This is a genomic window from Curtobacterium sp. MMLR14_010 (genome assembly GCF_001865015.1).
Classification (GTDB): Bacteria; Actinomycetota; Actinomycetes; order Actinomycetales; family Microbacteriaceae; genus Curtobacterium.
The window spans coordinates 20412-36254 of the sequence record NZ_MJGV01000023.1 but is presented as its reverse complement, the minus strand read 5'-3'; the positions used below and the strand labels follow the sequence as shown (position 1 = coordinate 36254).

General features: G+C 70.3%; 14 protein-coding genes. 6 read left to right on the top strand and 8 right to left on the bottom strand.

Annotated features, from left to right (window positions below; translation table 11 throughout):
- Positions 1 to 32: 32 nt before the first annotated feature.
- The 3 genes from BIU98_RS05070 to otnK are packed head-to-tail and all read right to left on the bottom strand — an operon-like array spanning position 33 to position 2765.
- Entirely contained in the window at positions 33 to 845 is an 813-nt protein-coding gene (locus BIU98_RS05070) for a DeoR/GlpR family DNA-binding transcription regulator (RefSeq protein ID WP_071272783.1), read from the bottom strand.
- Between the two features lie 19 nt (positions 846 to 864).
- Positions 865 to 1548, bottom strand: coding sequence for a class II aldolase/adducin family protein (locus BIU98_RS05065; RefSeq protein WP_071272590.1), 684 nt, complete (start codon positions 1546 to 1548; stop codon positions 865 to 867).
- Positions 1545 to 2765, bottom strand: a complete 1221-nt coding sequence (otnK, locus tag BIU98_RS05060) for a 3-oxo-tetronate kinase (protein ID WP_071272587.1) — start codon at positions 2763 to 2765, stop codon at positions 1545 to 1547. Before otnK ends, BIU98_RS05065 begins: the two co-directional genes overlap by 4 nt.
- Positions 2766 to 2937: 172 nt before the next feature.
- On the opposite strand from otnK, the gene BIU98_RS05055 reads away from it, so the two are divergent.
- The 6 genes from BIU98_RS05055 (at position 2938) to BIU98_RS05030 (ending at position 9879) form a co-directional block, all read left to right on the top strand.
- On the top strand, positions 2938 to 4236 hold the full coding sequence (locus BIU98_RS05055; RefSeq protein WP_071272584.1) for a homoserine dehydrogenase: 1299 nt from the start codon (positions 2938 to 2940) through the stop codon (positions 4234 to 4236).
- 5 nt (positions 4237 to 4241) lie between these two features.
- Positions 4242 to 5531: an MFS transporter gene (locus BIU98_RS05050; RefSeq protein ID WP_071272780.1), complete on the top strand. Its 1290-nt coding sequence runs from the start codon at positions 4242 to 4244 to the stop codon at positions 5529 to 5531.
- 19 nt (positions 5532 to 5550) lie between these two features.
- A complete protein-coding gene (locus tag BIU98_RS05045) occupies positions 5551 to 6459 on the top strand; it encodes an amidohydrolase (protein WP_254787794.1) in 909 nt (302 codons plus the stop codon).
- The gene (locus BIU98_RS05040) at positions 6456 to 7400 is read left to right on the top strand and encodes an amidohydrolase (protein WP_071272578.1); all 945 of its coding nucleotides are present in this window, start codon (positions 6456 to 6458) and stop codon (positions 7398 to 7400) included. The genes BIU98_RS05045 and BIU98_RS05040 overlap by 4 nt, the downstream gene beginning before the upstream one ends.
- Before the next feature lie 37 nt (positions 7401 to 7437).
- A complete protein-coding gene (locus tag BIU98_RS05035) occupies positions 7438 to 8751 on the top strand; it encodes an MFS transporter (protein ID WP_071272575.1) in 1314 nt (437 codons plus the stop codon).
- A gap of 147 nt (positions 8752 to 8898) precedes the next feature.
- On the top strand, positions 8899 to 9879 hold the full coding sequence (locus BIU98_RS05030) for a LacI family DNA-binding transcriptional regulator (RefSeq protein WP_071272572.1): 981 nt from the start codon (positions 8899 to 8901) through the stop codon (positions 9877 to 9879).
- A 61-nt stretch (positions 9880 to 9940) separates the two neighbouring features.
- On the opposite strand, the gene BIU98_RS05025 is transcribed toward BIU98_RS05030, so the two are convergent.
- The 5 genes from BIU98_RS05025 to BIU98_RS05005 all read right to left on the bottom strand — a co-directional run bounded on the left by BIU98_RS05025 (position 9941) and on the right by BIU98_RS05005 (position 15823).
- Entirely contained in the window at positions 9941 to 11008 is a 1068-nt protein-coding gene (locus tag BIU98_RS05025) for a zinc-binding dehydrogenase (protein ID WP_071272569.1), read from the bottom strand.
- A 61-nt stretch (positions 11009 to 11069) separates the two neighbouring features.
- A complete protein-coding gene (locus BIU98_RS05020) occupies positions 11070 to 12422 on the bottom strand; it encodes an MFS transporter (protein ID WP_071272565.1) in 1353 nt (450 codons plus the stop codon).
- 199 nt (positions 12423 to 12621) lie between these two features.
- Positions 12622 to 13389: an SDR family NAD(P)-dependent oxidoreductase gene (locus BIU98_RS05015; RefSeq protein ID WP_071272562.1), complete on the bottom strand. Its 768-nt coding sequence runs from the start codon at positions 13387 to 13389 to the stop codon at positions 12622 to 12624.
- 588 nt (positions 13390 to 13977) lie between these two features.
- Positions 13978 to 14988: an SPFH domain-containing protein gene (locus tag BIU98_RS05010; RefSeq protein WP_139200570.1), complete on the bottom strand. Its 1011-nt coding sequence runs from the start codon at positions 14986 to 14988 to the stop codon at positions 13978 to 13980.
- Between the two features lie 88 nt (positions 14989 to 15076).
- Positions 15077 to 15823 carry an SDR family oxidoreductase gene (locus tag BIU98_RS05005; RefSeq protein WP_071272556.1) on the bottom strand — a complete coding sequence of 249 codons (747 nt, stop codon included), beginning with the start codon at positions 15821 to 15823 and terminating at the stop codon, positions 15077 to 15079.
- Positions 15824 to 15843: the final 20 nt, after the last annotated feature.

The following is a 15843-nucleotide window of genomic DNA, read 5'->3' as shown; positions in this document are numbered from 1 at the left end:
CCGTGGCGGCGCCGCCACGAGCCTCCCGTCCGTCAGTGGGGCGCGACCGCGACCCTCTCCACGGTGACGGACCCGTCACGTTCCACTGCGAGCGCTTCCTGCTCGGGGAGCCCGTCGTCGGTGATCACCAGGCCGACCTCGTCGAGACCGAGCACTCGGTAGCGGCCGAACGTGCCGTACTTGGCGCTCGTGGCAACGAGGACCGTGGTGGACGCGGCCCGCGCTGCGGCCTTCTTCGTCTCCACCTTCGACTCCGAGGGGATCGTGACCCCGCGTCGGAGGTCCCATGAGCTGGTGCTCAGGAAGGCGATGTCGATCGACAGCTCGGCGAGCACGATCGGTGGGAGACGGCCGACCGTGGACTGGTTCTGCTTGTCGAGACGTCCACCGACGACGATCACCTCGATCGTCGGGTGGTCGACGTACGAGGCCGCGATGACCAGGTCGTTGGTCACGACCGTGAGGTCGTGGACGTGGTCGAGGTGGGGACGCATCGCCTGGATGGTGGTGCCGGCGTCGAGGTAGACGGTCATCGACTCGCGGACCAGCTCGGCTGCCCGCGCGGCGATCGCGTCCTTCTCACGGACGTCCGTCGTGGACTTCTCGGCCCGCGGCGGCTCGCTGGCGACCCGGGCGACGCTCTTCGCGCCGCCCTGCGTGGCGATGACCCGACCCTGTTCCTCGAGTTCCGCGATGTCCCGGCGCACCGTCATGTGGCTGACGCCGAGCCGTGCTGCCAACTGGCGGTAGCTCAAGACCGAGTCCTGCCGGAGGTGCCGGACGATGAGGTCACGGCGCTGCTCCGGGATCAGCGGTTCCCCAGCCGTCGGGTCGGGTGCAGTCATCGACACCTCCCTCACACCGTCACTGTAGCGGCGGGACCGACCGGGGACCTCGTGGCGTCCAGGACGTCCCGTGCCGTTCGGCGAGCTCCACGGCCTCGTCGTCGGACAGGAGACGGCGTTCGTGGTTCGCGGTGAGGAGGCTGATGCGGCAGGCCTCTTCGAGTTCGATCGCGGCGTCCAGGGCGTCGGTGATGTCCGTGCCGCTCACGACCTGGCCGTGGTTGGCCAACAGGACCGCCCGCGACGGTGTCGGCTCGTCCCGGATGAGCGCACCGATCTGCGGATCGCCCGGAGCACGGTACGGCACCAGGGGTGTCTGGCCGACGCGCATGACGAAGTACGGGGTGATGGGCGGGACGGCGCTGGCGGCCGACCACGGCGTGACGCAGGACGCGGCGACGGAGAAGGGCGAGTGGACGTGCACGCAGGCGCTGTGCGTCGGGTTGCGCACGTACATCGCGAGGTGCATCGCGACCTCCTTCGACGGACGTGGTCCTCGGACGTGGATGCCGTCGAGGGTGAGTTCGGCGATGTCGTCGGAGCGGAGCGCGCCGAGGTCCGTGCCGGTGCCCGTCATGGCCAGCCGGCCCTCGTGCACGACGCTGACGTTGCCGGAGCTCCCAGGACTGAGTCCGGCAGCGGCGAGACGCTCCCCGGCAGCGGCGAGGGCGGCCGTGACGTCGGCGAGCCAGTGATCGGTCATCCGAGGGCCTCCCAGGCGGTCGTGAACATGTCGGGTTCGCCGAAGTTGCCGGACTTCAGCGCGAGGGCGACGCGGGTGCCGGTCGCGGTGACCCCTTCCGCCCAGCACACCCCCGGGGCGATGCCCGCGCCGATCGTCAGGCGTTCGACGCCGAGCCGTGACACCACGGCACCTGACGTCTCGCCACCGGCGACGATGCACTGCGTGAAGCCGTCACGGACCGCTCCGTCGACGATCTCGGACAGTGCGTCCTCGACCAGCGCCGAGCTGGAGGAGTCGGCCGAGACGTCGGAGAGGGCTCCGACGCTGTACAGGACCGGGGCGGAGTCCGCCGGTCGTGTCCGGAGCCAACCGAGCGCCTCGTCGATGACCGCGGCCCTCTCGGTGGTGAGCCGCGCGACGTCCAGTCGACGAGTCGGAGCGCCGGCGGCTGACGCGGACGCGATCTGCTCGCGCGTGCGTGCCGATGCGCTGCCGCAGACGACCAGGCGACGACCCGTCGGTGCCACGAACGCACTCGCGGGGTCAGCGGTGCCCGCCCGGGTGCCCAGCGCGAGCCCGGACCCTCCTGACCGCAGGACGGCACCCGCGGTCGCCTCGGCGATCGTGTCGAGGTCCCGGTCCTCGATCGCGTCCACCACCAGGTAGCGGTCGGGTGCTGTGTCGATCCGGGCCCGGAGGGCGTCGGCGCCACCACGGACGACACCGAGTGGGAGTTCCCCGACCGAGTGCGTCGTCTGTGGACGGAGCAGGTCGGCGATCCGCGACTTCGTCATCGGCGTGAGCGGGTGGTGCCGCATGGGGGAGTGCTCGAGCAGGTCCGACCACACGAAGAGGTGTCCCTGGTAGGTCGTGCGACCGGTTGCCGGGAACGCCGGAACGACCACGCAGTGGGCGGCGCCGGTGCTGTCGGTGAGCGCGTCGAGGACCGGACCGATGTTGCCGTCGTCCGTCGAGTCGAAGGTCGAGCAGTACTTCACGAAGAAGCGGGTGTGTCCAGCAGCGGCCAGCCGGTCGTGGGCGGCGAGTGCCTGGGACACGGCAGCCTCGACCGGCGCGGTGCGGGACTTCAGCGCGACCACGGCGACGTCCATGGTCGGGTCTGCAGGTGCTCCTCGCCCGGTCAGGACCTCGGTCCGGTACCCGCGAGCGGCGTAGGCGGTGGCGATGTCGGTCGCTCCGGTGAAGTCGTCGGCGATGACGCCCATCGTGGCCATGTCGTTCCCTCCTGGCGGGTGCCACGCGTCGTGGACACCCCGTGGATGAGCGTACACGTGAATCCGTGTGAAAGAAGTTGAACATGTGTGACACCGGGTGTTACGGTGGCGAACGCCCGACGGCTCCGGACCGGACCGTCGGACTTCCGCATCGACGAGGAGACCAGGAACGATGACGATCCAGCGACAGCCCGGTGGGCAGATCCGAGTTGCACTCACCGGCGCTCGTGGCGGGTACGGGCGGACGCTCCTGGCGCAGCTGCGCTCAGTCCCGGACATGACCCCGACGGTGCTGGTCGACCCGGACGTGGCGGGTGTCCGGGCGATGCTGGCCGACCTCGGCGTCGCCGACGTGGCCGTCGTGCCGGATCTCGGAGACATCGACTGGGACGTCGTCGACGTGCTCGTGGAGGCCACGGGTCGCGTCGCCGCGGGGGTCGCGTACGCCGAGGCGGCCATCGCGCACGGAGCACACGTGGTGATGGTGAGCAAGGAGGTCGAGACCGTCGCCGGCGTCGCCCTCGCTGCTGCCGCCGCGAGCGCCGGCGTCCGCTACCTCCCGGGGGACGGAGACCAGCCCGCCAACCTGATCCGGCTCGTGACCTGGATCGAGCGCGTCGGACTCGAGGTCGTCGCACTCGGCAAGTCCGGGGAGTACGACCTCGTGTTCGACCCGGCCACCGGGACGGTCACGCAGGTCGACGAGGTCGTCGACGCTCCGGGCATGGCGGACCTGCTCACGCTCGGTGACGACGTGCTCGCGACCCTCGACGCGCGAGCAGCGCTCGTGGCGCACGTGAAGCGACGCGCGGCTGCCGACCACTGCGAGCTGGCCGTCATCGCGCAGTACACCGGCTACACGGCCGACCGCGAGACGTTGCACTACCCGGTGGCGCGGACGACCGAGCTCGCCGACGTCTACGCGACCCGCGAGGACGGCGGAGTCATCACCAGGCCGGGCAGCCTCGACGTGTTCTCGATGCTCCGGCTGCCCGACGAGGCCAGCTTCGGCGGCGGTGTGTTCGTCGTCGTCCGCACCGGGGACGACGAGACGTGGCGACTGCTGGCGGGCAAGGGCCACGTGGTCAGTCGGGACGGCCGCTACGCGTGCGTGTTCTGGCCCTACCACCTGATGGGTGTCGAGACACCGCTGACGATCGCCGCAGCCGTGGAGGACACGGCGCCGCGACGTGTGCCCCGGCAGGGATCGGTCCTCGCTGGCCGCACCGCTCGGGCGCTCTCGGCGGGTACGGCGTTCGAGGTCGCCGGGCACCACCACGAGGTCGAGGACGTCGACCCGGTGTTGCTGTCCGCTGACGACGCCCCTGCAGGTACCGCTCCCTTCTACCTCCTCGGCGGCACTCGCCTGCTCCGGGACGTGCCCGCCGGTCACCTGATCACGTTCGACGACCTCACGGGCGTCGACGAGACCGGACTCCGCCTGTTCCGTGCGGCCCGAGCGGGGCGGTGAGCACCATGACCACCTCAACCCGCCGCGACCCGGCCCTGACACCCGTCGCACGCCCCACCAGGATCCGCTGGGCGATCGTCATCCTGCTGTTCGTCTTCTACACGATCAACAGTGTCGACCGGAGCGCCCTCAGCGTGGCCCTGCCGTTCATCGGGGACGACTTCCACCTCTCCGGCACCGTGCAGGGCGTCATCCTGAGCTCGTTCTTCTGGTCGTACTGCCTGCTCCAGATCCCCGGCGGCCTGACCGTCGACCGGTTCGGGCCGCGGACGGTGATCGGGATCGCCTCCGTCGTCTGGGGGTCGTTCATGGCGATCGCCGGCTTCGCGGCGAACGCGGTGATGCTGGTGCTCTCGCGGGTGGGACTCGGTGCGTTCGAGGCACCGTTCATGCCCGCGGCGTCGACGCTCGTGTCGAAGTGGATGCCGCCTCGGAAGCGCGCGAGCGGCGTGACACTGATCGACTCTGGCGCACCGCTCGGTGCCGCGGTCGGCGGCCTCGTCGTCGCCTGGTTGATCGGCACGACCGGGTCGTGGCGCGTGTCGTTCGTGGTCATCGGGGTCGCCACGGTCCTGTTCGGCATCGGTGCCTGGCTGTACCTCCGCAACCGACCGGTGGAGCACCGGTCCGTCAACGACGCCGAGGTCGCACTCATCGAGCGGGCCGAGGACGAGGAGACCGACCGCCCCGGGGTCAGCCGAGCGAACGTGACGGCGATGGTCATCGGTCGTCTCGCCTGGGCGATGGTCTTCTGGGGGCTCGTCACCTGGGGGCCGAGCTACCTGTCCGCCGCGCGCGGTCTCGACCTCTCCGCGCTCGGCTTCGCGACGTTCCTGATCTTCCTGTGCGGAGCGATCGGGGAGATCCTGAGCGGCTTCCTCGCCGACCGGCTTCAGCGCCGCTTCCGACGGAACGTGGCGTTCAAGCTGCTCTTCGGCGGTTCCGGTGCACTGAGTCTCGTCGCGCTCGTCGCACTCCCGTTCGTCTCGGACACCACCGTCGCGATCACGCTGCTGTGCATCGGCGTGTTCTCCAACCTCTTCGGCGGGCTCTACTGGACCATCCCCTCGATGTTGGCCAAGCCCAGCAAGGTCGGTGTCGTCGGTGGGGTGATGAACTTCGCCGGGACTGCCGCCGGCATCATCGTGCCGATCGCTGCCGGGGTGCTGCTCGACCTCACCGGTGGGTACACGGCCGTGCTCGTCTTCCTCGCGGTCGCGGCATCGGTCTACCTCGTCGGCTCGCTCTCCATCAACTTCGAGGGCAACGCCCGGGCGGGGGCAGCGCGTGCGTGACGGCGGCTACCGCGGGCCGGTGATCGATGCACACCACCACCTGTGGGCGCTGGCGGACCGCCGGTACCCCTGGCTCCGGCCTGACGTCCTCGTCCCGCACCGGTACGGCGACTACTCGGCGATCAAACGGGACTACGGCGTCGACGACCTCCTCCGCGACGCCCAGGGGCAGCACCTGGTGGCCACGGTCTCGATGGAAGCCGAGTGGGACCCGGACGACCCGGTCGGCGAGACGGTCGCACTCGGACAGGTCGCCGCGACCACGGGGGTGCCGGGTGCCATGGCGGCGCAGGCGCGGCTCGATGCCGAGGACGTGGTCGACGTCCTGACCGCGCAGGCGTCCTCACCGTCGGTCCGTAGCATCCGGCAGAAGCCGGGAGGTCCGGCTCGGCTCGCGGACGTCGGCTCCGGTCGGACCCTGATGGGTGAACCCCGCTGGCGCGCGGGCTACGCGTTGCTCGCAGACCACGGCCTGCACTTCGAACTGCAGACGCCATGGTGGAACCTGCACGAGGCTGCGGAACTGGCGACGGACCACCCGGAGACACTCATCGTCGTGAACCACGGCGGCGTGCTCCTCGACCACCGTCGTGAGACGTTCGACGGCTGGCGTGCCGCGGTGTCCGCCGTCGCCGACCGCCCGAACGTCGTCGTCAAGGCCTCGGGCCTGTGCACGGAGGCCGACGGGTGGGACCCCGTCGTCAACCGCGAGGTCCTCATGACCCTCGTCGACGTGTTCGGGGCCGACCGCGTGATGTTCGGGAGCAACTTCCCGGTCGACGGGTTGTTCACCACCTACGCCGCGATGCTCGACGGCCTCCGGTCGATCCTCGGCGTCCTGTCCGAGCAGGAGCAACGCGCCGTGTTCCACGACACCGCCGACCGCGTCTACCGACCCACCCGGATCCACGAGGAGTTCCGAACATGACCACGACGACTGGACACCCCCTCCGCATCCTGGACGCGCACCACCACTTCTGGGACCTCCAGGGTGACGGGCACTGGCCGTGGATCCAGACCGAGGTCGACCCGGACTTCTTCCTGGGCGACTACGCGGCGATGCGTCGCACCTTCATGCCCACCGAGTACCTCGAGGCGACCGCGGGGTGGGACGTCATCGGCACCGTGCACTGCGAGGCCGAACGCTCCCGGTCCGAACAGGTGGAGGAGTCCTCCTGGCTCACGGCGCTCCACGACGAGGACCCGCGGTTCCCGATGGCTGCCGTCGGCCACGTGTCCTTCACGCAGCCCGACCTCGACGAGGTCCTGGCAGGACACGCGGCTCTCCCACTCGTCCGTGGCATCCGGTCGAAGCCTGTGACCGCAGCGCACCCGGGCGACTCCGTCCGCGGCCTGCCGGGCACGATGCAGGACCCCGCCTGGGTCGCGGGCCTGCACCGGCTGTCCACGTACGACTTCAGCTGGGACCTCCGCGTCCCGTACCACCACCTCGCCGAGGCGGCGGAGGTCGTCCAGGACATCCCGGACACGACCGTGGTCGTGAACCACTGTGGTCTCCCGCTCGACCGCAGCGAGGAGGGCCTCGCGATCTGGCGTGACGGGATGGAGCGCCTGGCCGCGCTGCCGAACACGGTGGTCAAGGTCTCCGAACTCGGTCTTCCCGGCAACCGCTGGGACCGCGGGAGCAACGAGGCAGTCGTCCGGGAGACCCTCGCCGTCTTCGGCCACGACCGTGCGATGTTCGCGTCGAACCTGCCGGTGGCGACGCTGACCGCGCCGGACTTCGACGAGGTCATGGACACCGTCCTGACCGGCGCTGCCGGGTCCACCCCAGCACAGCTCGACGCGCTCTTCCACGGCACTGCCGCTCGCGTCTACCGCATCCCGCTCGCCGACACCGTCGGCTGACCAGTACCTGTCCCTGAACCCGAACGAAGGACCACCGATGACGACCGTCAACGACGACGCCCTGTTCCGGAAGGTGGCGACCCGCGTGCTCCCGCTCGCGATGATCGGTTTCTTCCTGTCCTACCTCGACCGCGTGAACATCGGGTTCGCGCAGGAGCAACTCAGCACCGACCTCGGGTTCTCGTACGCCGTCTACGGCCTGGGCGCCGGGCTGTTCTTCGTCGGGTACTTCATCTTCGAGATCCCGTCGAACCTCATCCTGGCGAAGGTCGGCGCGCGGAAGTGGATCGCGCGCATCATGATCACGTGGGGGGTCATCTCCGGGTGCATGTTCCTCGTGAACTCCGAGACGAGCTTCTATGTGCTCCGGTTCCTCCTCGGTGTGGCCGAGGCGGGCTTCATCCCTGGCGTCCTCTTCTACATGGCGCAGTGGTTCCCGGCGAGTCGTCGCGGTCGCGCCTGGGGCATCTTCTACATCGCGCTCGCCGCGTCGGGTCTCGTCGGCGGACCCGTGTCCGGCTTCATCCTCGACGGCATGCGTGGCGTGGCCGGTCTCGACGGTTGGCAGTGGTTGTTCATCATCGAGGCCATCCCGACGGTCGTGCTCGGGTTCGTCGTGCTGCGGTTCCTCCAGGAGGACCACCGGTCCGTCCGCTGGCTGACCGAGTCCGAACGTTCGCGACTCGGTGCGCTCCTGGCGGCGGAGGCGCCACCGGCGGGGCACACCCGACTCGTGGAGGTCTTCCGGAGCCCGATGATCTGGATGCTCACCGGCATCTACTTCTCCTACAACTTCGCCCTCTACGGCATCAGCTTCTGGCTGCCGAACCTGATCCGCGACCTCGGCGTGGACGGCGACGTGACCGTCGGGCTGGTGTCAGCGCTGCCGAGCCTCGCGGCGATCGTCTCGATGGTGCTGTTCAGCCGGAGCTCCGACCGACGTGGCGAGCGGAAGAAGCACATCGCGGCGGCCTTCGCCCTGAGTGCGATCGGCTTCGTGATCTGCATCGCGGCCGGCGACCAGGCGGTGCTGGGCATCATCGGGCTGATGCTCGCCAACGCGGGAGCCCTCTCGATCCCCGCGGTCTTCTGGAGCTTCCAGACATCGATGCTCAGCGGGACCGCACTCGCGGGCGGGATCGCCCTGATCAACTCCACGGGCAACCTCGCCGGGTTTGCCGCCCCCTACGCGATCGGCGCAGCGAAGGACGCGACCGACAGCGCGACGATCGCCCTCTGGATCACGGCCGCGTTCATGGTCCTGGGCGGCGTGCTCACGCTCACGGTCCGGACCGCCCGCGGACATGCCCGTGCCGCCGAGGCGGTCGAGGTCCCCGAGGTGCGCCCGTAGCAGCCGGCACGTGCCCGGGGCCGCTGCGTGCGGAGCCTCGGGCACGATGTGTCGGGCGGCCCCCGGGCTCCGCTGTGGAAGGATCGTCAGCGGAAGCGCGGCGGACCGTTCGCCCGCCGTGAGACGTGGGGTTCCGGACCGATGGCCATGACGAGCAGGGACATCGCCCGGGCGGCTGGAGTGTCGCAGGCGACGGTCTCACGCGTGCTCAACGGCAGCCCCAGCGTGTCCGAGTCGACACGGCAGCGGGTCCTCGACGCGATGACGGCCGCACGATGGGTGCCCAACGCCCAGGCGACGGCCATGCGCACGTCGAGGGCAGGCGCGATCGGCATCGTCACGAGCGAGATCCAGAACCCCTTCCTGCCCTACCTGCTCGACGAGCTGACGCGGGTCGCACGAGAGATCGGCGTGAACGTCGTCGTGTGGAACGACAGCGATCCGGAGATGCCGCTCGCCACTGCCGGTGTCGCAGCCGGGACGGTCGACGGGGTGCTCTTCACCGCGGCGAAGGCCGCGACGCCGGGCATCGACCGCTTGGTGGAACTCGGCGTCCCGGTGATGCTGTGCAACCGCGCTGACGTGTCGTCGCGCGCCGACGTCGTGATGACGGACCACCACGGCACCGGACGTCGGGCCGCTGAGTTCCTGCTGGCCGGCGGTCGCCGGGCCGTCGGTGCCGTGTTCGGTCCGGACAACACGTTCGCCAGTCCGGCGCGCGAAGCCGGCTTCCGGGGTGCGATGCAGGCGGCAGGGGTGCCGCTCGTGTTCGCTGCGCACGGGGTGACGAGCTACGAGACGGGGTACCGCGCGGCGCGGGAACTCCTCGAGCAGGGTGTCCCGGACGCCGTGTTCTGTTCATCGGACGTCATCGCGTACGGAGCACTGGACGCTCTCCGCGCGGCCGGGGTGTCGGTGCCCGGCGACACGTGGGTGGTGGGGATCGACGGTCTGCCGATGTCCTCGTGGCACGCGTTCGACCTGACGACATTCACCCAGGACATCCCGGTCGTCGCACGGACCTCCGTGGAGCGTCTCCTGGCCAGGATCGCCGGGGACGGGTCCGAGCCGACGCACACCCTCGTCCCCGCGGACCTGGTCGAGCGCGGCACGACGGCCCGAGGATGACGGACGGCCCCGCGACCGGGGTGGTCGCGGCACCGTCCGTCAGGCAGCGACGTCTGGTGGCTCAGGCGGGGTCAGCCGACCCGTCCAGGGGTCCGTTCGGCAGGACCAGTACCTTGTTCGCGTCTCCGCTGAGCAGGTCGATGGCCGGACCCAGGGCGCCGAGGGGGAACCGGTGCGTGATGAGCCAGCTGATGTCCACGCCACCCCGGACGAGGACCTCGACCAGGTCTTCCCACGTGTCCCAGAGTCGGCGACCGAAGACGCCGCGCAGCGTGATGCCCTTCTTGTTGACGTACTTCGCGATGTCGACCGGGACAGGGCCGGCGGGGTGGCCGATCGTGACGATGGTGCCCTCGCGACGGACTGCCTCGAACAGCGTGGGGTAGGCGGCCCCCGCGGCACTGACCTCGAACGCGACGTCGACCCCGCCGCGGTGCGCGTACGTCTGGGCGATCGACTCGGTCACCGCCGGCCCCGGTTCGAAGACGGTCGCCCCGAGGCGTTCTGCCCATGCACGGCGGTACGGGTTCGGTTCGATCGCGATCACCTCGGTCGCACCGAGGTGCAGGGCGAACTGCACGATGAGCAGGCCGACCGGGCCGCAGCCGGACACCAGCACCGACGACCCCGCGACGGCCAGGTCGGCCCGCTGCAGCGCGTGCCACGCGACACCCGCCGGCTCGAGGAGGGCGCCCACCTCGAGCGACATCCCGTCCGGCAGCGGGAAGCAGATGCGCTCGGGGACGGCGACGCGCTCGGCGAAGGCACCGTCGGCGTGCATCGCCACGATCTTCATCGCCATGCAGTTGTGCCCGTTGCCGGTGCGGCACATGAAGCAGGCGCCGCAGGGGATGTGGGTCTCGAGGGCGACCCGGTCCCCGACGGCGAGACGTGTGACCGCGGACCCGACCTCGATCACCGTGCCGGAGACCTCGTGTCCGAGCACGACGGGCAGGTCGAGCTCGAACGCGACGGCGGCGGGGGTCCACTCGTACATCTCACGGTCGGTGCCGCAGATCGACACGGCGCCGACGTGGAGGAGGACGTCCTCGGGGCCGACGATCGGTTCGGGGTGGTCCTCGACGAGGTCGACTCCGGGGGCGGCGGTGGTCTTGACGATGGCCTTCATGATGCGGTGCTTCTCTCTTTGCTTGTCAGGACGGGGCGACGCGTCGGAACGGGGCGACGCGTCAGGACGGGTCGACGCGGCGGTCGGCAGCAGCAGGTGCGGAGGCGATCACGTCCTCCACGTGGGCGCGCTCCGGCTTGCCCCAGGTCTCCCGGGTGAGCAGCACGGTGACCACGCCGACGACGCCGGCGGCCATGTACAGCACCGCCACGCCGCCCCACCCGAGCGCTGCCGCGAGCGCGGTGGCGATGAAGGGCACGAAACCGGAGATCGCCGCGGCGACCTGGTACCCGATCGAGGCTCCGGAAGAACGGGTGTCGACGCTGAAGAGCTCGCTGAACCACGCGCCCTGCGTCCCGGCGAGCATGTCGTGGATCAGGGGGAGGCCGATCACGTACACGAACACGATGAGCACCGGGACCTGCGAGTTCAGCATCAGGAACATCGGGAAACCGAACGCGATGGTCAGCAGCGACCCGACGAGGTAGATCGGCTTGCGGCCGAACCGGTCGGTGAGCCCACCCCAGAAGAGCGAGGCGCCCACGCCGATGAAGGTCGCGATGCACAGTCCGACGAGTCCGACGGTGCGCAGGCCCGCGTCGAGCGTGCCGATGTAGCTGAGGATGTAGGTCACGACGACGTAGAACCCGGCGCTCTCGACGAGCCGCAGCCCGATCACACGGAGCAGGTTCCGCCAGTCCTCGCGGACGACCTTGGTCAGGGGGTTGCGGGCGCGTTCGCCGCGGTCCTTCACGTCCTCGAACTCCGGCGACTCGGAGACACGGGCGCGGATGACGAGCCCGGCGATCACGAGGACCGCGCTGGCCAGGAACGGGACGCGCCAGGCCCACTCGTCGCCGAGGTTCACCGAGAAGAGGAAGACGATGTTCGCGAGGAAGACCCCGGCCGGGTTGCCGGCCGTGGGGATGGCGGCGTACCGGCCGCGGTGTCGCCAGGGGGCGTGTTCGTACGCCATCAGGATGGCGCCGCCCCACTCCGCGCCGAAGGCCAGACCCTGGACGACCCGGACCGCGACGAGGAGGACTGGGGCGAGGACGCCGACGCTCTGGTAGGTCGGGAGCAGGCCGATGAGGAACGTCGCGATGCCCATGACGAGCAGGGCGCCGACCAGCACGGGCTTCCGGCCGATGCGGTCACCGAGCACGCCGCCGATGATGCCGCCGAGGGGACGCATCGCGAAGCCCACGCCGAGGGTGGCGAAGGACAGCAGCGTGCCGACCAGGGGGTCCTCGCCGGGGAAGAACGCGTGGCCGAAGTACAGGGCGGACGCCGTGCCGTACGCGAGGAAGTCGTAGTTCTCGACGCAGGTCCCGACGGCAGCGCCGATCGCGGCCGATCGCTTGTCGGGGGAGCCGTGCCGTGCCCGGTGCCGGACCTCGTCGGTGATGGTCATCGTCTTCTCCCTTGAAGATGGTTACGTATGCACGCGGTGGTCGTCGGACACTGTATACGTAACCAAGGGCAGCAAACGACATGCCCTGCGCCCCTCGGACAGCGCGGTCGCCCGGGTGACCGACGACGGACGGGAGGCCCGTGGCGGGCAGCTACGAGCCTCCCGTCCGTCACGTGCCGGTCACGGCACCAGCGGGTCGCTACTGACCGGCGCCCATCCCGCCGTCCACGCGGTACTGCGCACCGGTGATGAAGGCGCTCTCGTCGGAGCCGAGGAAGACGACGAGGTTCGCGATGTCCTCCGGCTCGCCGTAGCGGCCCAGGGGGATGCCCTCCTCGAACGCCCGCCGCTGGGTCTCCGCGTCACCCCCGCCGGCCTCGATGGACCGCATCATGCGGGTGTTCACGGGGGACGGGTGCACGGAGTTCACCCGGACACCCGTCGCGGCGACCTCCAGGGCCGCCGACTTCGTGAGCCCGGTCACGCCGTGCTTCGACGCGATGTAGGGGCTGAGGCCGGCCGAGCCGTCGAGCCCGGCCACCGACGAGGTGTTCACCACGCTGCCGGAGCCACGCTCGGTCATGTGCGGCAGGACGTGCTTGAGGCCGAGGAACGAGCCGCGAAGGTTGATCGCGATGACCCGGTCGAAGTCCTCGGCGGTGGTGTCCACCAGGTCGGCGACGGTGCCCTCGATGCCGGCGTTGTTGCAGAAGACGTCGATGGACCCGAGCGCCTCGGTCGCCTCCTGCACGTACCGCTCGACGTCGCGCTCGTCGGAGACGTCCGCCTGGATGGTCGTGACCCGGTCGTCGGCGCCGAGTCCTGCCGCGCGTTCGGTGAGCGCGTCCTGGTCGACGTCGACGAGGGCGACCCTCGCCCCGACGGCGAGGAAGGCGCTGGCGGTGGCGAGGCCGATGCCGCCGGCGCCGCCGGTGATCAGGACGCCGCGGTCGGTGAAGTCGGTCATGGTGTTCCTCCTCTGGTCGGTCGTGCGGAACGTCCCGGCAGTTGCGGCAACGGTGCCGGCCCGCCGGGACACGAACGACGCTAGGTCGTGCTCGATCCGTCCGCGTCCAGGCGGAGGAGCAGTCGAAGAACCCACGGTCCACCATGTGACGATCCGGTCACGAATCGGCGACGGGGGTTCCGTCGGGGCAGGAGCAGAACAGAGCGTGGAGAGGCTGTTGCAACGGCGCGACGGCCAGGCCGACGACGGTTCCGCTCCTCGCCGTCGGCCACACGCGCCCTCGCCGTCACTGCGGCGAGGGCGCGTCCCACGCACCATCGACCAGGAGGCCGACCACGAACACCACGACGCACCCCCTCGTCCACGACCCGGTCCGGGTCCTCCTCGGTGCAGCCGGCGACGCGCACTGCCAGGACTGCGGTGACGCGGTCCGGCTGGACCCCCGGACCGGGTCGTGGCGCACGGTGGCGGTGCCGGGTCCGGCCCTCCCGCGCGAGGTGCCGGCAGTGCGATGACGACGGACAGGAGGCCCGTGGCGGCGCCGCCACGAGCCTCCTGTCCGTCAGCGGGCCGCGACGGGCCCGACCGTCACTTGGTCGACGACCCGCTGCCGGTGCCCGGCAGGCTGAGGATGTTGTCCGTGCCCTGCGGCACGACGATGAGCGAGCCGTTGTCGCCCGCGCTCTTGAGGGCCTCGATCTCGCGCTGCTTCAGCGCGGCGTCGGAGAGCGGCTGCGCGTTGAGCACCTTGTTCGCGTCGGCCTGACCCTGCGCCTCGGCGACCTGCTGCTGTGCCTGCACCTTCTTGGCGTCGAGCAGGGCGCGCTCCTTCGTCACCTGGATCTGGGCCTGCTGCGCAGCGGCGTACGATTCGGTGACGGACTTCGGCGGCGTGATCTCCTGCAGCGAGAAGTTGTCGACGTGGACGCCGGAGCCCTTCCACCGCTGCTCGAGCGCCTGGATCATCGACTTCTCGACGGACCCGCGCTTGGTGATCAGCTCGATGGTCGTGAAGTCGTTCGGCACCTGGCGCACGACGCTCCGCACCGAGTTGCCGATGAACTGCGTCTTGAAGTTCTCCTCGGTCTTGTAGGACCGGTAGATGTCGGTGACCGACTTCGCGTCGATGCTGTACTGCAGGTTCAGGCTGACGTTCGAGGAGACGCCGTCCTGGTCCTGCACGGTGACGAAGGGGCCGGAGCGGATGTTGCCGTTGTTGTCCGACTCAGAGCCGTTCACGGAGTTGATGTACGTGACGGTCTGGTTGCGGATGTTGAACGTGTGCAGCGTCGCCCACGGGGCCTTGAAGTGGAACCCGGAGTCCGTGGTCTGCCCGACGATGTTGCCGGAGATGTCGACCTGCACCTTCGACTCGCCCGTGTCCTGCGCGTAGACGGTGCTCGCGATGGTGAACCCGACGAAGAGCACACCGGCGCTGACGGCGGTCCAGGTGGCGACCGTGTTCGGGCGACGGGTGGTGAGCGCGGGGCGGGCCTCGCGGCCGGGGGTGGCCGGGCGCTCCGGGGTCGTGTAGGTCCGCCCCCGGAAGGACAGCGCGACGAGCGCGGCGACGAGGAAGACGATGGCAGCGACGAACATGAAGAACACTCCTGGTTTCGGGTGCTTGCATTCTGCCGTGTCCCGGGCGTCCGCCGTGCCCCCAGTGCGCGGCGGACGGCCCGGATGGTCAGGCGATCGTGCTGCCGCCGTCGACGACGAGCTCGCTGCCGGTCATGCCCGAGCTCTCGTCGGAGACCAGGAACAGGACGGCGGCGGCGACCTCCTCCGGCCGGAGCAGTCGGCCGATCGGCATGCCGGCGGCGATCTGCTCGAGCAGGGCGTCCGGGGCGTCCGGCGACAGGCCCTTCAGTCCGGGGGTCTCGGTCGGTCCGGGCGTGACGGTGTTGATGCGGATCCCGCGGGGAGCCAGCTCGGCCGCCCAGGTCCGCGTCATCGTGGTGACGGCTGCCTTCGACGCGCCGTAGAGGCCCAGCGACGTCTCGGTGCCGGAGGCGGAGGTGGAGCCGGTGACGACGATCGCGGCGCCGTCGTTGAGGAGCGGCAGTGCGCCCCGTACCGTGAGGGCGGCCCCGCGGACGTTCGTCGCGAAGGCGGTGTCGATGTCCTCCGCGCTCACGTCGGCCAGGGGCTTGAACTCCCCGCCGCCGGCGTTCACGTGCACGGCGTCGAGCCCGGTCCCGCGGTCGGCGACGGCCTGGAACAGCGTCGCCACGTCGGCGGTCTCGGACGCGTCGGCCCGCACGACGGTCACCGCGTCGCCGAACTCGGCCGCGACCTCGTCGAGCTGCGCCTGGCGTCGACCGGTGACGACGACGTGTGCGCCCTCCTCGACGAACCGTCGGACGACGGCCAGCCCGATCCCCGACGTCCCGCCGGTGACGAGTGCGGTCCTGTCCTGCAGTGTGTGGCCCATGGTGGTCCTCCCGTGTAGTT